Raw genomic sequence first — 17945 nt, forward strand, 5'->3', positions numbered from 1 at the left:
AGAATGGCTTATAAAAGAGTTTTATTGGTGAAACCGAAAGGAAGGAAAGGTTTAGGTTTTGCACTAGACCTGATTCCAATTGGTTTGGAATACATCGCTGCATCAATAGAGAATGTCGTAGAAGATGTTCACATAATCGACATGGAACTTGAGCAACATCCACTCAAACATTTTCTTGATCTTTTTCGTCCTGATTTAGTAGGAATAACAATGTCGGCAACTGATCACAAAGAGGGATTGCACCTTGCCAAAATTGCCAAGAAAAATGACATCGCAACTGTACTTGGAGGCTATCATCCTACCCTTGTTCCTGACGAGTTACTTTCGCATTTACAAGTTGATATGGTAATTCGTGGTGAAGGAGAGTATACAATGAAGGAACTTATACAGAAAGGCTGTCCAAAAGGCGTTCTTGGTGTTTCGTACAAAGAAAACGGAAAAATGGTTCATAATGAAGATTGCCCGATGATTGAAAACTTGGATTCGTTACCGTTTCCAGCTAGACACTTAAGGAGACACAAATACGACCACATGAACAGCAGAGGTAGGGAAATGGATGTCATTTGCATCTCCCGCGGCTGCTTGGGAAGGTGCAGCTTTTGTTGTGAACCTATTATGAATGAGGGTCGCCAGCGTTTCCGCTCGTCTGAAAATGTCATGGCTGAACTATTAGAGATCGCATCCTTCCATAATGGAAAACCACTCCGAATCCTTGTGGTGGATCCAAATTTTATGGGAAATCCTAAAAGAATTGATCGTTTGTGCAATTTGTTGCACGACCATAAACTGGATATAATGTTCTCAGTAATGGCAAGGGTTGACAGCGTTGCCAAACATCCTCAGCTCATCAAGAAGATGTGTGAAAACGGTTTTCTTGACTATGAATTGGGAATTGAAAGTCCAAGTTTAAGGGATTTGAAGAACACACGAAAAGGCATAACCCTCGAGATGCAAAGAAAGGCCGTGAAAATACTTCGGGATAACGGTGCCGACGTTTCAGGAACTTTTGTCATCGGTCTACCAGGTCAGACTGAGGAAGAGATAAAGCAGTTTTCTGTTTACGCAAAAGACCTGGGCTTAATGAACGCAGCATTCGGTATTGCGACCCCATTTCCTAGAACCGAATTTTACAGCAACCTGGATAAAAATGGTTTGATAGTCGAGCGCGATTGGGTGAAATACGATGAAATGCATTCTGTGTTCAGGTTGGATGGCATAAGCAGAACACGACTAGAAGAATTAGAAACCTATTGCATGGCAAGATTTTGGACGTTAAATACACTTTTGGATCGGGCTAAGGTTTTGCAGAGAAGATCTGGAAAGAAGATATCATTAAAGGATTTTATAGATGATATTGTTGGAAAGATAACGTTCGGTAGGAATGTTGGGTGCGACCTGCGAAAGGGAGCTTTTGAGAATCACCTCAAGGCGGTTTTAGAGGCGATTGTGGACGCTGAAAGTGAAGAAAGGGTAAGAAAAATAGACATGCACGATGTCATAGAAATGTCAAGGGTTCTTGGAATTCTCGGTTCACAGAAGATACAGTGCACTCTTACATACAAAGAACAGCCTCCTGTTAGCTATATCATAAAAACAAAGCGTAGCAGCAGGGGCAATGTGGAGTACATAAAAACTGTTTATGGGAAACAAGATGACGCGACAATAAGTGTTGACATTGACTTAAATGACGTGATAAATTCAGTTAATGATGATTTGTCGTTTAACCCCATAGGAACGGCCATCTTCTTGGTAAGATCTGCACGAAGCCTGAAGGGTGTATGGAATGTATTCAGGCTGTGTGCCGCAATAAGCATAGATTTTACCATCACATTCCTCAATGAAAAGGTGAAAAATAAGATGTGATAAAATGATCGGTCAATTACGCAGTAAACCAGTTTTTAGTTCTATAGAAGTTCTTGGCAAACTGAAGAATAAGGCAAGCAAAATACAAAGGGTCGAAGAAACTTACAGCCTTATACGAAAACTTGCTTCCATAAGCGGATCGAACGTGAGTAATGTAATATTAGATCGTGTTATGTATAGCACCGAAATGTTGCCTCCTTTAGGAAAGGAGTACTGGTGGTTCCTTTTCTTCGGTCGAGATGGAGAAAGACCGAAGCAACTGATGTTATTGATATTCAGAAAATATGGGCAAAGCATGTTATTCAACGATAAGAGAATCGCTCTCGAGAAACTGACAGAAAACAGATTTCAAGCTGCTACCGCCTGCTGGATATATGACGGAAAAAAGTTTCATGATTTAGGGGACACGAATGCCATAACAACAGTATATCCGAAAAGAAAAATGATAATTTCTGACATTTCAGGTCATGAAATGGTGCTTAACGGTGGTTTTCCAAATTATAAGCTGAAAGTGGACAACGTTATTGATTTGAATATTAGAAAAGGAGATTATCTCGAAGATAAGGATGCGCGTGGCGTATTCATACCTCCGTTTGGCATTGGTTGGGTAGATGTTTTTTCAGATGCAGAAGGTATTGTGCTAGGAGAAAAATTCAAGGGAACAGCACACCTACAAAAAGTTGTCGGCATCACAACATTCGGATCATTTCATTGGGGAAGAGTATTTTTTCAAAACGGTTCTTCAACTTCATTCTTCTGTCTAAAAACAGGCAAGAAATCAAAAAGGTACTTCCATAGATCTCTAACTTTTCACGATTACAAAAGAAAAAAGATCATTGAATTCAAGAAGCCAAAACTCAAAATCTCAAAAATAGAAGGAAAAACGCCAACATGGATTGTTGAAGGGCAAGATGGTAATAAAAAACTCAGGATAACCTTAGGATCTTACGCAACAAAGAAATTCGCTATGGAAGGCGGCGGTTCACAAGTTTACATAGAATATGCGGTTACACCGAAAGAATTTAGCCTAAAAACAACGAGTCAAGTAATCACCCTAGACGAGTTGGGTGAAGGCATAGGAACATTTGAGGACGCTTATGGTTCACCGATCTAACAACGCATCAGCTAACGCGCAAAGCGCGAAGCTTAAAGTGCGCTAGTATTAACCTTAAAATCCCGACAAAAGGCAGAATAGTTAACAGTGCGATGACACTCGAAATGAAGAAAATTAGTGTCTTTATACCAGTTTATGAGAATTCGGACTGGTTGGAGAAGTTGTTAGAGGAATTAACGAACGACTCGTATGAAAATAAGGAAATTTTTGTTACGATAGATAAACCTAATGAAAAATCGCTAAAAGTTGCCAAGAAATATGGGCGCCAAGTATTTTTTATTATGAATGAGCAGAGAAGAGGCAAGGTGGATGCTCTAAACAGCGCTGTGAAAATCTCGGAGGGTGAAATTCTAGTTTTTCTTGACTCTGATGTCAAACTTGGGGATTCAAAGGATTTTTTGGGAATAATAGAATGGGAGATGAGAGACATTAGTATTCTTGACGTGAAAACGAAAATTGTACGAGATTCTTTCATACCAAGAATGGTGAATTATGAGTACATTAGCTCCAACTTTGCAAATTACCTTTATTCAAAGCTGATAAAGAGATGTTTCGGCATTAACGGAGCTGCTTTCGCTCTGAAAAGAGAGACTTTTGAAGAAGTTGGAGGGTTTTCTAAGGTAGTTTCAGAGGACCTAGATATCGCAGTAAAGGTTCTTCTAAAAAATAAGCGTTTTAAATACACAGATAAGGTGGAGGTTTACACAAGGGCTCCTTCAAGCTGGAGAAGCTGGTTTGCTCAAAGGAAAAGATGGGGCATAGGTACTGGTTTATGGCTTAAGGATCATTGGAGAAACTTATTAAAGTATGTAGCGAAGTATCCGCACGTTGCGATCCCAAGCATCCCTATCCTTTTTCCAACCTTAATTCCACTAGTCCTCAATTATGTTTTCTCTGACTTCCTAGGTTATAAAATTCTTAATTTCGTTTTCATGCTTTTGGCAACACAGTTCAGTTTTTTGATTCCATTTGTCTTTTCAGTTTCAATGGTACTGGTTCTTTTCACAAGTTTCGTGAATTTTTTCATCAGTTTTCTTCTTTTTTCGGCTCTGTTTTACTCAGCCTCACGAAAGCTAAAGCTACACTTCAATTTCTTAGAATTTTTGATATATTACTTCTTTTATCAACCCCTCACCTTCTTTACACTGACAGTGAGTATGATAATGCCATTTCTCTTTTCGGAATATGAATTGGATTGGAAAGTCTAATGTTGCTCGGTTTTTAACAAGGCCATTTTTCTAATCGAGCGTTGTTACACATGCACAGACTTGCTACTGCCCCCGATTATTTTTGTTACAATATGCGAATGTTGTTAGAATGGTGAAATGTCACAAATTGAAAAGCACGCGAGTTTGAACACACTCTGCTGTATTGTTGCTAATTTGGAGAATGCTTTCACGAAATTGCTGACTAGATGAAATAAGCATTTTAAGATGCGTCTTTCTCTACTAGATGTGCTTTTCTTACGAGTAAATATCCGTTTTGGCCTTTCCAGATTGCTTCTATTTCAACTAGGTCGATTTTTTTCTTGAAAAAGGGTGCGTCTAGAACTAGTGTTTCATATTCGCCGCCTTCACCTATGAGTGAAATGTGATATTTGCGGTTTAGGTCTTTAAGAGCATCTATAGTGTCTGTGTCTATATGTTTTCCTAACCAGTTTTTGTTGAAGCCGTGGGCGTAGACGCCAGTTATTATAGCTTTGAACTTCAGATTAACTAGTTCTTTCAGAAGTTTCAGAGGGTTCTTTTTCCAAAGTGGTGTAATCGAATTGAGACTTAGCTCCTTGCAGATTTTGTCAATTCGCTGCTTTTGATATTGAGAAGCTACTGCTCCAGATATCACGCCTTCTATGTCTAATGTGGCTAGTACACGTTTCAAGTCTTTTAGTTCTTCTTCTTTAACCCCCGCTGTTTCTTCCTTTACTAGATGGATGCCTGCAGCTTCTGCGAACAAGTTGGTTAAGTGGATATTTAGGTAGTGAAACATCCAACTGTCGTCTCTTTTTGGTATCATTGTAACTAAGAACTTTACATCGTGTCCTTCTTGTAAGGTGCGGTGAAGCGCTAAAGCTGAATCTTTCCCTCCGCTAATCAACGCTGCAACACGCATAATCAAATCAGACCTTAGTGTCTGTCGTGAAGTAATAATTACTTTTCGAGTTTTGTTATGGTTTTCTGAAATATCTCTTGGGCTTTCGTTTTCCATTCTTCAAAGTCGTTTGGTGACGCTGGATAATTTCTATACAATGTTTTTATTTCGTTCATAGAGTCTACCGCGCTTTTTAATTTTATAAGCATGTTAAGCTTCTTTACCCCTTTGACTGCTCTCCTCATTTTCTCGTTGATTGTAAAGTGTACATCTTCGCCCATGCTCGCCTTCAAAATGTCTTCTGCAGTTAGAAGTCTGTTGTGCATTCCATAGTTGAGTTCTTCATCGTCCATGTTCTGTAGAAGTATGCGAAAGATTTCTAACCCCGCCTGTTTCGCACCATAGTTCCTGGTATACTCTGCATTGTAATCCCATAATCCCTCACGGCTTACGTCACCTTTTTCCAAAGCCTTTGCGGCTGTCTTCCCTGCTAATGTGCCAGCTATCATTGATGGTCCCATGCCGCCTCCATGAATTGGATTAACTTGGCACGCTGCGTCGCCAACAATAATAACGCCGTTGCCCACCATGCTGTCTAGTGGTCTTCGAGTAGGCACATACCATGTCCCCTTGTCAACTATTGAAGAATCTTCAAACAGTGGTTGGGAAAGAACATGCGTGTAAAGTTGCTCTCTCGGATTCGGAAATCCTTCTGTCATAGCTACCCCCAAGCCTACGTTCACCTTGAGTCCGCCTTCTGCAAAAATCCAATAATAACCGCCTAGTGCTATTTTTTGAGTGATGTAGATTTGGCAAAGGGAAGGGTCATCTAAAGGCTGTTTCAGCTGCCGTATTTCTCGATAACAAGCTTCCACGTCTTCATTGGCCACTTTGGTATCAATTGCAATTTCTGGTTTCAACTTCTTTCGAATAGCGGCAAAGAAGCCTGTTGCCTCTACTACTAAGGAGCTTCGCAGTACATTTTTTTCTCCAGTTTTCAAGTTTTTTGTGGAGACTCCGCATACGAATCCTTGCTCTATCACCGGTTCTAAAACTTGAGTTGCATCATACAAGACAGCGCCAGCATCTACTGCTTCTTTTACCAGCCTTTGCCCGAAACGGCGTCGGTTCAGAATATACCCATACAACTGTTTACCTTTGACAACGTAACTGGTTTGCTCATCAGGTGAATACATTTCAATTCCTTCCATTACCCGTTCGAGCTCGTCAGCAGCAGGTTCTTTCAAGCCAAGGTTGTCAAAATGGTGTTTGCCTATGGCGTCTCCACAGATTTTCTTCCCAATGTCTTCTTTGCTCTTGATGTCGATAAAGCAAACTTTGAGCCCAGCTTCTGCTGCTGTTTTAGCTGCTAAGCACCCTCCTGTTCCGGCACCAGCAACTATGACATCTAACTTTTCCAAGTTTCATCCCTTTCTTCTGTTGGTTGATAACTGTGTATGAAAAGTTCATAACATTTTTGCTTTTCGATGCCGTCAATATCGAAAGATGCCATTTAATTTATGCTTCAGAATAACATTCTAGACAGAATGCTGTGACTTCCGTTTTACCATATGGTTATCTAAAAGATGAACGATGTAGTTCTTGCGGTGGAGCAATTTTTCCTCGAACGTAAATATAGCCTAGTATTTTGCCGTATTTCACCTTTTCAAATTGTAGTCCGGACAAAATTCTCATTGAAAAAAGATTTGCAAAAACGAGGACTTATTCGTTCTGTTCGTTGGGAGCTATCTCTATTTTTCAAATCCCTTTATTATCTCATTAACCGTTTTTATTTCGGCATTGTAAATATCTTTTAGGTACTTTAATCCTTCCTCGTGGGCTTCTCTTGTTAAGGCTTCAACTCCGTCTTCGGCTGTGACTATCTTGTAGCCGCGGAAAAAGGCGTCAGCACTGGTGTGCCTGACACAAATGTTTGTATGCAACCCGCCTAAAATCACGATTTTCACTCCTTCTCCGTTGTAGAGGCTTCTCAGCAGTGGTTCGAGACCGGTTTCATAAAAACCGCTATATGTTCTTTTTTCAACGATAAAATCTTGTTTCTTAGGCTCAAGTTCTGGGATGACTTCTGCGCCTGGGGTTCCTTTTATAGCGTGTCCGCCCCACTTGTGGACGACTTCGGCATCCATAGGATAGTGAGCATCATTCGAATAAACTATTGGAATTCCATGTTCCCTAGCCGCCTTCACAAGCTTTCTCAGAGGTTCAATTATCCTAGCTGCCCGTTCTGCGCGTAACTCGCCTGTGACAAAATCGTTTAACATGTCGATGATTATAACTGCTGGCTTTTCCATGGTGGTTCACCCAGGATATTGTCTTTTTTGCCTTTATTTCACTATCGCTCTAAAGCGTGCGCTGCGCTAGGATTAACTGAATTATTTCAGAAGGTAGTATTCCTTTTTATCTTTTGATGCTCAGCAGATACCTATTAGCTTCTTGTCTACGAGCGGGTTAGCGGATGCCTTACAGAGCTCCGAATCGTTTTCTCATTGCTTCCCTAATCATTTCAGTATTTGCCTTTTCTTCATCTAGTATTTGCTCTCGGATGCGTTGAGCTGTATCAGCTTCAAGAGCTTCTGCTTCTAGGTTATATCTGTCAATACCCTTGTTGGTTTGCTCCATAACTTCTTTAACCCAATCAAGTTTTTCTTCAACATTGTCTGGTGAGGTTACAAGCCTAAGTTTATCACCCATCACGTAGAGTTTTCTATCCCACAGATGCCTGCTTGACTTCCATTCTCGTTCAAAGATGTCCTGCCAAACGTGGTCAGGTGAAGAATCTAGAGGAAGATCGATTATGTAAGCGTTAGAAAAATAGCGATCTCTCTTTATATCAATTTTGTCAATGTCGATGTGCTTCAAGAATTTTACTTTTTTAGCTACTTCCTTCATATTCACTCCCAATTGTTAATTGCTTTACTTTGCTTTAAATGTTCTATACCCATAGATCGTGGCTTTCGATGAACCGAAACTGGAGTATGTCCTTAATAGCCCATGAGTTGTTAGGGCCAGGCAGGGATTCGAACTTGGGATTACATATAGAAAATTGCTTCAAAAGTCTTATCAACAGTTCGTATACAGTTAGAACAATGATTATGGGAGGCAGAAAAGTGAGAATTAAGGCGCTTTCAATCCTTCTGCTGTTTGTACTGGCTACAAGCTTTTTTGCACTTGTGCAAGCTCGGCCGCAGACCCATCGAAAAGGCGCATCATCCATAGATTTTTACAAGACATCTCGTGGGAAACCTCCGAAACCTGGACGGCCTAATAAAGGGATTGCCACTGGGGTTGTTTCGGATCCTCCACCTGCAAGTGATAGATGGGCAGTTATCATAGGCATATCAGACTACAAGGGCGACGCGTATGACCTTGACTACTGTGATGACGATGCATGGGATTTCTATGATGCATTGGTTAGCAAGTACGGTTGGAGTTCCAGTAATATTAAGATGTTAATTGATGGCCAAGCTACAAAGGCAAGCATTCTAGGTGCAATCGATTGGATGAGAACTAGGGAAGACTTGGGCGACGAAGTAGTGTTCTTCTACAGTGGACATGGCTCGGTAAGCAATCGTAATGCAGACAACGATCCTGAGCGGAAAGATGAATGTATAATTCCATGGGAAATCGAGTGGGACTACTATATTTGGGATGGAGACCTCCAAGAAGAATTTTCCAGCTTCGAGTCCACACGCATCCTCTTTTACTTCGACAGTTGCTACTCAGGTGGCATGACAGATCTTGCTGGTAACGGGCGTCTAATCTGCATGGCGTGCAAAGAAAGGCAATCTTCATGGGAGATGAGTGCTTACGAGAATGGCCAGTTCACTTACTATTTTGTTGATCAAGGCATGTTGGCTGGCGAAGCAGATGCCAACAATGACAATGTTGTAACTTGCGAAGAGGCCTTCGACTACGCAAAAGCTAACTGTAAGAGTCAATCTCCTACTCCGAGCGACAACTTCGAGGATGACATGTTACTATAAAATAAAAGGCTGCAGCAAGACCACAATCTCCCTTTTTTCTAATCATGATAACATCTTTGAGAAACTGTGAAAAAAAGTTTCGAACTATCAGCGACGTGAAGACGGGGCAGGCGGGGCTGACCTACGAGCAGAGGCGGATAAAGCGGGGGATAGAGAGGGGGCTTGTCAGGTTCGAGACGATCAGGATGTGAGGAGCTCATCCGCTGAAATCAACCTACTGGATCCTCCAAGGGGGCGGCCCGAGCCCTCGAGGCTATGTGCGCTCCGAAAACTTTCTTCTATGGTAAGGTTTCACAAGTTCTAAATGCTTGTTGTCCCATCTTATTATTGTAGAGGGAGTAAGGGAGGTGATATAAGATTATGAAATTTCCATTTTCTACATTGGCAAACATATTTCTGGCGGGCATATTTTTGTCTTCTATGTTCTTGATAGGCATAACAACAAGTATCAACAGCTATTCAGCTCTGCCGGGTGAATATGATCCATGGTGTGACCTTAACGATGACGGCGACATCAACATATATGATATTGTTGACATCGCTGGCAGGTACGGTACCACAGGGGAGAACATAACGAAGGCATCAATTGAATACGACAGCGGATGGATAGACATAACCGACAAAGCAGGGCAATACTTCAACATAACCCACAACCTGAACAGCACAGACATAATCGTAGACATCCAAGGGAAAACGACGATAAATGGCGGAGTTCATCAGAGATACCTTGGAGGAACTGACTATGTGCATGGGTGGAACAGAACATATGGAGGAGCGAGCGACGATTACGTTGGTTTAACGAAGTGTCTAGTTCAAACATCCGACGGGGGATATGCAATGGCAGGCGGCTTCAACCACAGTTGGGAACCAATACCAAGCGGCGATGCTTGGCTGGTTAAGACGGATGCTGCTGGAAACATGCAGTGGAACAAAACATATGGAGGAACGGGGGATGATTGGGCTCACTCCGTGGTTCAGACAGCAGACGGAGGATATGTAATGGCAGGTCTAACCGACTCTTTCGGAGCAGGCAGTTATGATTCTTGGCTTATTAAGACTGACTCGTTTGGAAATATGCAGTGGAATCAAACATATGGAGGAATAGGTTATGATACGGCGTGGACTGTCGTTCAAACAAGTGACGGAGGATACGCAGTAATAGGCGAGACAGGGTCTTTCGGTGCTGGAGGTTCTGACATGTGGTTGATTAAGACAGACTTGGCTGGAAATCCTTGCCCAAGTTTTAAGTTTGGTCTGGCTTGGACCGATTCCACAAACGATACGATGACTCTGTGCAGGGGTGCGACCGACCCCTACTGGAACCATGTGCGAGTCCGCATCTGGAAAATCAAAGAAACCCCATAACCCTTCCTTTTTTTGTGTAAGCAGAGCTTTCATGAATCAACCTACTAGATTTTTTGATGCCAACCAGAGCATGCTACTGCCTCGGACTTTCCCTTAGGGGGCAATAAATAGCCCGACGCGCATGGTACCATATGGAGTGATATGTTCAAAATGAACAACAAGGTGTCTACCTGCCTTTACATTGACAGAGAGACGTTAGAGGCCGCGAGGCGGATCGGGCTCAACGTCTCGAGGGTCTCCGAGAACGCGCTGAAGGAGGCGATAGGGCTCCTGCAGGGACCGAAACGTGGGGCCTGCCCCGATGGCCTTTTGCGCTTGGAGGGCCGGGGCCGGGATTTGAACCCGGGCGCTAGGCTTCACAGGCCTATAGGCTACCAGGCTACCTCACCCCGGCCTCTAATCAGTTATCAACCTTTTGATGTTTGCTGGTGCCTATTTACATTTTCTAATCAAGACTAACCATTCTCTTGAACAACAAAAAAGTTTGAACGAAGCTACCAGCTTTCCCCGTAGTTTCCAGCTGCAACCACTATGTCGTAAATGTCTACGTCTCCGTCACTGTGAACGTTACGGTTAGCAATGTATCTTAAGGTTACTTCTGTGCGCGTAGAATTGGGGCCATAGGGTTGTTGTATGGCGTTCTTTGCTGTTTTTTAACTTGATGAAATATGCTAGAAGGCTTGCCCCGACTACAGTTATTATCACTATCATGGCTACAATCCATAGTGGAAGAGGTTTTTGGGTTTCTATGCTGAAATAAGCCATTTCAGAAGCCCCAGTATTTCCGGCTAAGAAAACCCTAATCCTTCAAGCTTCAGCAATTCCAACAGCCTTTCAACGCCCTTCACCGTCACGCACCCCCCTAAAATTGACACTTTTTATCAAATTGAAGTCTATTTCCTCTGGTTCTCCCTGCACCTTGGAGAAGCTGAACACCACTAGCAGCAAATTCAGTCAGCAAGCTGCCCCCTGAGACACCTCGAAGAAAAAAGACACCAACCAATAATCAGTATCTTCAGTGAATAAAATCTTTGCGATGATGCATTAGAAAAAAGGGGAAAATGGTTTGTTAGGCAGCTACCAGCTTTCTCCATAGTTGTTCGCTGCTGCTACTATGTCGTAGATGTCAATATCGCCATCGCCATCTATGTCACAGTTGGGATCATACAGTGGATCTGGCTTTAAGACGCCATAAATGCCAGCCATTTGAACAATGTCATAGATATCTACGTCGCGGTCTCCATCAACATCGCCTGGCAGAGTTACAATGACCCAGCCGTAGACCATTGAGTCGTCTGCTGTGGCGCTTATAATGTAGTTTCCTTTTGCCTCGCCTGTAGTGTTCCATGTGAAGATGACAATCGTGGAGGTTTCGGCTGTTAGAGTTACATTCTGTAGGTCTACGATGACTTCGTCTCCGAGGAGGATTTCATTCTGATCTGCGTAAACAGTGACGTTGAAGGTTTTGGTGAAGTTACCTTGATTGTAAATTGTCACGTTGAAGGTTGACGTGTATCCTTGCCCTATGACAGTTTTTAGGGATGAGACATTTTCTAAAATCGCGTCTGGAGTTGCTTGTTGGATACTTATTTCATGCGTGCTTAGTGTGATTTCAAAGTAGACAAAGTAGTGGGTACCATTGGTTGTGATTATGGGGAATGGTGGATAAGTAAGCCTAGAACCGTCGACGAATACTTTGATTTCTGTTGTGTTTAATACTACTGGAACGGTAGAATTCACATATGCCGTTCGTCCTTCAGGTCCTGAAGTCGTGAATCGTAAGGAGCTCCGTGTAGCTCTGATTTTAGTAAGAGTTGCGTCACTCTCCACAGCTATATCATGCTCTTGACCACCTACTTTAACGACGACCGTGTATTCAACAGGCTCTACTGTAATCATGTCATCTATCAAAATGTTGTCCCACAAGCTCCTTTCGTAGTCAACGGGACCTGCATATGCACTTATAGTGTAACTTCCCGTGAATCCTGTTGTATCCCACGTTAACTCTAGGGTGGTGTCTTCTCCACTTGACAATGTAACTTCAGTCATGGTCACTTCAGCCTCGTTGGCGTGAACACTAACATCAAAAGTCTCAGTGTAGTCTCCCGGGTTTTCCACTGTTATGCTGATAGACACTATGGTTCCAGATGTGACCTCTGTTTGAAGAGGCGTGACATCAACGAGAGTGACATTATGATACTCAGCATTCGATGACATTGCAGCCACCACTACGGCAGCGTCAAATTCGTCAATGACACCGCCAAAGGGGAACAAATCAGCTCCTGGAAACCAGCTCGGGTCAGGAATCCTTATTCCTTGGCTGCCGTAAGCACTCCCTAATATCACGAGATCAAATGCATCCACTTTGAACTCGCCATTAGGCTTTCTGACAAAATCAATCTCGCCTAGCACTGGTGTTTCCATCCAGTAGTGTGGGTTTTTCTTCAGGTCCAAGCCGCCGCCTACTCCCGGTGCAAAGCCTGTTACATAGTACATACCGCATCCTTCTAGGATAGTGTTCCATGGCTGGTTGTTCGGTGTGTATCCGTAGGGATTGCCGACAGCTAGGTAGGTGACTGTTATGGCTTGGCCATAGTATGTTGGGTTGATTATTCGTATGTCAGCCGCGTTCGTGCTCAAGTCAGACATGTATATGTCGTAGTCTACGCCGAGAGTTAGTGGTGTGGCGCCTGCTGCTGCGCTTTTAACCCAGAACACTTTGTCGGTTGTGCCTAGGTAGCCAGTGGTCGCGTCTGCAGTTAAGGTTTCGGTGGTTTCTATGCTAATGCTGCCGGCTGTGAACCAGTCGAATGACTGGATGTATACGCTTCCTTGGTATGTGCTCCAGTATCCTGGAACGTTCCAGTAGTATTCAATGGTGCCCGCGTCGGGGATGCGGAGGGTCTTGATGTCTTGAACACCTGGGTTAATCCATGCATCTACCACTTGGTAGTAGTACCAAACGCTAGCGTAGATGTGAGTCGTGTTAACGTTTTCTCCTTGGTTGCCAGTTACTGGTTCAGTGAAGTAGCCGTCGCTTCTATAGGTCTTGGTGATATGCGATTTTGTCACGCTATCGTCTGGGTCTACCCAAGTGCTAGTTGTCCAACCAGTAATGAAGCCGGTTTGATCGTTGCTACTGTCATATGGTGGTGTCTCTATGCCGCTATCTAAGTTGAACCGGTCAAGGTTCTGATAGTCGCAGGACCAACCAGTTGAAGAAATGATGTTCATCGCTATTGGTGCATTGCAGAGTCCCAATCTGATGGGTTCATTAGTGGGTTGAGGTCTGCCGTTGACTATGTCATAGCGGTAAGCATTCATGAATGTGTAGTCGTTTACTGGACCGACGCCCTCCATGTTGACGACGCCTAACAATTTGCTATTCCAAGCCCAGAAGCTCCGTGTACTCCACAACGGAATGTTGATAGCCATGTCAACGTGATAGCCTAAGGCCTTCTTTAAGGCTACCAGAGCTGTTGTATAGTCTGGCGGGAAGCGGGCGTCATACAAGTAGCTGTCAAGTATAGGGTAGTTACCAAGGTTGCTCTCGCTCTTGCCAGTGACGCAGTTTGGACCATTCGGGTACCAGAATAGGTCATTGTACAGGTCGTAGCAGCTTATTGCCGGGAACCTTCCAAGGCTCCATCTACCCGTGTAAATGTGGTAGTCCCTGTTCACCATGACTTTGTTGTACAGTGAATTTAGAGCACCGTAAGTGGGGTTGCATGGAATACCCATTTTTAGCATGATGTCAAGCAGTATGTTTCCAGCATTAAACATTCTGAGATCGTCGTTCCTGATGCAGATCTCAATGTCATCCAAGTCTACGCCAGGCTTAGTCGGGTGATCGCTAGGATAAGTTCGAAGATACTCAGCTGACCAACTCAACGTATCGTCCCAGTCAGGATTCCACGTCGCACCTTGCACGTAGCCGGCTGCGTCTAAGAGAGTAGCAGCAGCGTCGGGGTTATACTCGTATGGATAAGTGCCATCTTCATACCAGCGAGATTGATTTCTCCAGCCACGCCACCCGTACGCTATGGGCTGATCAATCCTGTCGGCAAATCCTCCACAACACTCAGTTACAAAGAGGTCTTTGGGGGTCATCAATGCAAGGGCTTTCCTAAAGTCCGCTCGTTTTACACCGAACAACGGCGACTCTATACCAGAAAGTGACTGGATAGTGTGATTGTTGTTCAAGTCAAACTCGCACATGCCTCGGTCTCCGACGTGAGCTAACACGATGTTAGCATCGTTGATTGCGTCCCCATACAGATCTGCTGTGAGTTCACATCCAACGATGTCAATTAATCCAGCTTTTAATGCTCCATAAGCCTGTTCCACGTTAGTATAGTAGCGAATGATGAGGTCGTCAGTCCTAGGACCATTCACCGCTGTCACCGAAGAAGTTGGATGATTAGACATATCCAGTAGAGCCACAGAAAGCAGAAGAACGATTGTCAATCTACTTATAACCGATAGAATTTTTCCTTTGGTTCCTTTCATTTTACTTATCTCCTTTCTCGGTCACTTTCTGCTCTACATCTTGAGCTAAGCAGTTTCCCGCTTCCCCGACTTTTGTCAAGGCTTAAATGTTAAAAGGGGAACCACAAGAATATCTCCCTTGTAAAGAGAGTGTTTCTTTTAATGATGTATTTATAATTTCTGGAACTTTCTTCTATGAGCTTTTTTATCGTCTTTATATTGTTTGCAACGTTTTTCACAATACTCTTCTGTATGTGCATTGTGAAAGCTCTCTAGAAGGGAATTTTTAGGTCGGTTCTGCAAGCAAAAAAGGGGGAAGATGCGGGAGATATCTCCACTGTGGCCTGAAATATTTCACCCGGCCACTTTTCACAGACTTTTTCCTGACTCCGACCACTTTTTAGACGGTTGGGGTTATTTGCGTTTTCGGAAGATTTTGCAGCCATCGTTGTATTCGCTAGTGACGTATTCAAAGCCTGCTTCGATTAGTGAGGCTGCTTCGCCGATGTTGCGGGTGACGCGGACGGTAAAGCTATCGTCGCAATCTTTGAATAGTTTTTGGTCTAGTTGAACATAAAGGAGTGTGTTGTCGCTTTTCTTGTGTCCGAGGAACGCCATGATGTGTAAGAGGTCTTTGGTGCGGTGGTATTCCATGGTGGCTTTCCGATGCCGTAGAGTGTGAAAGCTTGTGTTTAGCAATCGGGATTCTGGAGTCTTGTGGCTAACTGTTTTCCTTTGTGTAGAATTGTTGTTTGATGTAGATTACGGTTTTTGAGGGAACACTCAAGCTCTATTGGCATAGAAACCGAACCGGTCTCATGCTGTTAGGGCAGATTTCAAATCTTGTGCATTCGTCACAAAATAGGGAGGGGGGGAGGGGAGGGGGGGGTCGGTGTCTCTGTCTTCCTGAAATCCCCTGCACTATATACAAGAGCAATAGTTGTTAGGGTTAATGTGTATCGTTGTGAGCGCGGGAGATCAACGACTATTCATATTCAACTACAAAAGTTCTTCAATGTGCGTGCACCAAGAAAGAGCTAATTCAAGGATTGTATTCTTCTCCATAGCTCATGCAGATCATTGTTATATCGTAAATGTCTATGATTTCGTAGGGCTCAGTTATGTCACAGTGAGGATTCCAGTGGGGATCTAAAGGTGTGGAACTATAGGCGCTACAAGCTAAAACAGCATCGTAAATGTCAACCCTTAAATCATGGTTAACGTCTCCAGGACTCCAATATAGATTCATCAGTGGATAGTTGTCTACTCCTTCCCAAGGAAGATAAGTATCACCAACGCCATCACCATCCAAATCAGTGCCGTTATAGTCACTCCAAAAGTTTCCTTCACAGCCATTATCCCAAGTGTTGTTTGTGCTGAGTTCGTCAATCGACATTATGTTGGGGCCTTCATCCGCTAAGAAGGAGTTGTGATAGAGAACGTTGCACTTTGACTCTGTGAAATATATGTGCCCTCCAAACAGGGGGGCGGGTTGCCACATGGTGTTTCCTACAATTGAGTTGTTGTGAGATTTCTCTATAGTGAAGTAAAAAGGCACGAAATGCCCCGATATATAGTTGGAAGAGATGATATTATTGCTCGAATTGTGCATAGTAAGCGCAGAATGGCAGTCTGAGCTCAGATTGTTATTACTGACAACGTTACTGCTGGAGTTTACGAGTTGGAGCCCGTGAAAGACACAAGAACCATCGTACCCCACAACATTATTATCTTTAACGCTGTTTTCAGAGCCCCCCTTAACACGGATGGCATACACAGCTTTTACGATGTTCCCACTTATGACGCTTTTCGAGGAGTGATTTAAAGTAATGCCCCAATCTCCCCACGCGATTGAGCAATTCCGTATCTCAAAGCCGCTAATAGTCACGTTATCTGAATCTACTTGAATCACTGTTCCAGCTCCACCACCATCGATAACTGTGTTTTCTCTATCCTCACCAAGTAGAGATATAGATTTGTTCACGACAACATTCTCGTAGTATGTTCCATTTCTAGCAAAGATGCTGTCTCCTTCATTAGCATTGTTTATGGCTTCTTGTATTGTTGGGTAGTCGTCCGGAACTATTATTTTTGCGTCAACTATCTTAAAATATGTGGTCAATCCCCATTCTTGCGTGTCCTTTATTATGTAGGTTCCTGGGTTTACATAGTCATCTGTAGACAGGTCATATTGATCCCAAGTGAAGCTATCACTCTCGCCAGGCTCTAACGACCATGCCAGAAATATGTAAACCGTGGCAAGTATTTGCTGCTCTTCTGGGTAGGTGAATATATACCAAGCTGGATACCCTCCAATCGTCACTGTCTCGCTACCAATGTTGGTTAGTGTGATTGTGATGTTTTCTCCCAGCTTGTAGATATATTTGTCAGTTTCCAGCAACAGGTTAGGCGCATACACCCATGATTGAACCTGAACATAGTAACCCATCATCTCGTAGAGAACCACACCATAGACAGTAATAATGCTGCCATTCAACGGAATCATATACGGTTCAATATAAACCCATATTCCAACCCAAGGAGAATCCGAGGCTTCTAGGAAAACATTTCCTGGCTGCTCTGGAATCTTGACGACATCCAACCGAACCATTCCAGTCGTTTGGATCAAAATGCCTAGAAACTCTTCTGGGTGTGTTGCCAAATAAGATAAATCAACCCATGCATACTCCGCTGAAACTGAAGGTACATTAGACGCCGATGCTAACGAGCCTATTAGAAGGAATGTAAGCAATATTTCGAAAACTTTTTTCTTCATCTTTCTCCCCAAATATAATGTGCATTAGAAACTATTAATTCTTTTGAAAGAAACTTCTATTTAGATGAATGCACAAACACAAAAAATGGGAAGGTGCGGGAGATATCTCCAATTGTCTGGGGTTCAAATCCCACCCCCACACACACATTTTGCGAACTGAGGGCTGATTTGCTCGAATGAAAGTGCAGTGTCAAGGCGCGCAGTTTATAAGCGACTCTAAGGTAAGCATTCCAGAATTAGTGTTCTG

General features: G+C 43.2%; 12 protein-coding genes, 1 tRNA gene and 1 pseudogene. 6 read left to right on the plus strand and 8 right to left on the minus strand.

Annotation, left to right across the window (positions count from 1 at the left end; all coding sequences use genetic code 11):
* The first annotated feature begins 27 nt into the window (after positions 1 to 27).
* The 3 genes from KAU88_09555 to KAU88_09565 all read left to right on the plus strand — a co-directional run bounded on the left by KAU88_09555 (position 28) and on the right by KAU88_09565 (position 4185).
* A complete protein-coding gene (locus KAU88_09555) occupies positions 28 to 1863 on the plus strand; it encodes a radical SAM protein (GenBank protein MCK4478752.1) in 1836 nt (611 codons plus the stop codon).
* Positions 1864 to 1867: 4 nt separating this feature from the next.
* Positions 1868 to 2977 carry a hypothetical protein gene (locus KAU88_09560; GenBank protein ID MCK4478753.1) on the plus strand — a complete coding sequence of 370 codons (1110 nt, stop codon included), beginning with the start codon at positions 1868 to 1870 and terminating at the stop codon, positions 2975 to 2977.
* A gap of 104 nt (positions 2978 to 3081) precedes the next feature.
* The gene (locus tag KAU88_09565; protein ID MCK4478754.1) at positions 3082 to 4185 is read left to right on the plus strand and encodes a glycosyltransferase family 2 protein; all 1104 of its coding nucleotides are present in this window, start codon (positions 3082 to 3084) and stop codon (positions 4183 to 4185) included.
* A gap of 220 nt (positions 4186 to 4405) precedes the next feature.
* Here KAU88_09565 and KAU88_09570 read toward each other — a convergent pair whose 3' ends face one another.
* The 4 genes from KAU88_09570 to KAU88_09585 form a co-directional block, all read right to left on the minus strand.
* A complete protein-coding gene (locus tag KAU88_09570) occupies positions 4406 to 5086 on the minus strand; it encodes a TIGR00289 family protein (protein MCK4478755.1) in 681 nt (226 codons plus the stop codon).
* Between the two features lie 38 nt (positions 5087 to 5124).
* On the minus strand, positions 5125 to 6486 hold the full coding sequence (locus tag KAU88_09575; GenBank protein ID MCK4478756.1) for an NAD(P)/FAD-dependent oxidoreductase: 1362 nt from the start codon (positions 6484 to 6486) through the stop codon (positions 5125 to 5127).
* A gap of 330 nt (positions 6487 to 6816) precedes the next feature.
* Positions 6817 to 7377: a cysteine hydrolase gene (locus KAU88_09580; protein ID MCK4478757.1), complete on the minus strand. Its 561-nt coding sequence runs from the start codon at positions 7375 to 7377 to the stop codon at positions 6817 to 6819.
* A 169-nt stretch (positions 7378 to 7546) separates the two neighbouring features.
* Entirely contained in the window at positions 7547 to 7975 is a 429-nt protein-coding gene (locus KAU88_09585; protein ID MCK4478758.1) for a hypothetical protein, read from the minus strand.
* Between the two features lie 218 nt (positions 7976 to 8193).
* Here KAU88_09585 and KAU88_09590 point away from each other — a divergent pair, with 218 nt between their 5' ends.
* The 3 genes and pseudogenes from KAU88_09590 to KAU88_09600 all read left to right on the plus strand — a co-directional run bounded on the left by KAU88_09590 (position 8194) and on the right by KAU88_09600 (position 10698).
* On the plus strand, positions 8194 to 9069 hold the full coding sequence (locus KAU88_09590) for a caspase family protein (GenBank protein MCK4478759.1): 876 nt from the start codon (positions 8194 to 8196) through the stop codon (positions 9067 to 9069).
* Positions 9070 to 9429: 360 nt separating this feature from the next.
* Entirely contained in the window at positions 9430 to 10434 is a 1005-nt protein-coding gene (locus KAU88_09595) for a hypothetical protein (protein ID MCK4478760.1), read from the plus strand.
* A gap of 141 nt (positions 10435 to 10575) precedes the next feature.
* Positions 10576 to 10698, plus strand: a pseudogene (locus KAU88_09600) (type II toxin-antitoxin system CcdA family antitoxin).
* A gap of 57 nt (positions 10699 to 10755) precedes the next feature.
* Here the strand turns inward: KAU88_09600 and KAU88_09605 are convergent.
* The 4 genes from KAU88_09605 to KAU88_09620 form a co-directional block, all read right to left on the minus strand.
* Positions 10756 to 10828, minus strand: a tRNA-His gene (locus KAU88_09605).
* Between the two features lie 683 nt (positions 10829 to 11511).
* On the minus strand, positions 11512 to 14943 hold the full coding sequence (locus KAU88_09610; GenBank protein MCK4478761.1) for a hypothetical protein: 3432 nt from the start codon (positions 14941 to 14943) through the stop codon (positions 11512 to 11514).
* Positions 14944 to 15336: 393 nt separating this feature from the next.
* On the minus strand, positions 15337 to 15576 hold the full coding sequence (locus KAU88_09615) for a hypothetical protein (protein MCK4478762.1): 240 nt from the start codon (positions 15574 to 15576) through the stop codon (positions 15337 to 15339).
* 388 nt (positions 15577 to 15964) lie between these two features.
* Positions 15965 to 17698 carry a right-handed parallel beta-helix repeat-containing protein gene (locus KAU88_09620; GenBank protein ID MCK4478763.1) on the minus strand — a complete coding sequence of 578 codons (1734 nt, stop codon included), beginning with the start codon at positions 17696 to 17698 and terminating at the stop codon, positions 15965 to 15967.
* Positions 17699 to 17945: the final 247 nt, after the last annotated feature.

The organism is Candidatus Bathyarchaeota archaeon (assembly GCA_023131225.1).
GTDB lineage: Archaea > Thermoproteota > Bathyarchaeia > Bathyarchaeales > SOJC01 > JAGLZW01.

Bases quoted from the DNA above. Each gene is read 5' to 3' on its own strand.
- KAU88_09610 (MCK4478761.1), bottom strand. From the start codon at position 14,943: ATGAAAGGAACCAAAGGAAAAATTCTATCGGTTATAAGTAGATTGACA.
- KAU88_09570 (MCK4478755.1), bottom strand. From the start codon at position 5,086: ATGCGTGTTGCAGCGTTGATTAGCGGAGGGAAAGATTCAGCTTTAGCG.
- KAU88_09595 (MCK4478760.1), top strand. From the start codon at position 9,430: ATGAAATTTCCATTTTCTACATTGGCAAACATATTTCTGGCGGGCATA.
- KAU88_09560 (MCK4478753.1), top strand. From the start codon at position 1,868: ATGATCGGTCAATTACGCAGTAAACCAGTTTTTAGTTCTATAGAAGTT.
- KAU88_09620 (MCK4478763.1), bottom strand. From the start codon at position 17,698: ATGAAGAAAAAAGTTTTCGAAATATTGCTTACATTCCTTCTAATAGGC.
- KAU88_09565 (MCK4478754.1), top strand. From the start codon at position 3,082: ATGAAGAAAATTAGTGTCTTTATACCAGTTTATGAGAATTCGGACTGG.
- KAU88_09615 (MCK4478762.1), bottom strand. From the start codon at position 15,576: ATGGAATACCACCGCACCAAAGACCTCTTACACATCATGGCGTTCCTC.
- KAU88_09580 (MCK4478757.1), bottom strand. From the start codon at position 7,377: ATGGAAAAGCCAGCAGTTATAATCATCGACATGTTAAACGATTTTGTC.
- KAU88_09585 (MCK4478758.1), bottom strand. From the start codon at position 7,975: ATGAAGGAAGTAGCTAAAAAAGTAAAATTCTTGAAGCACATCGACATT.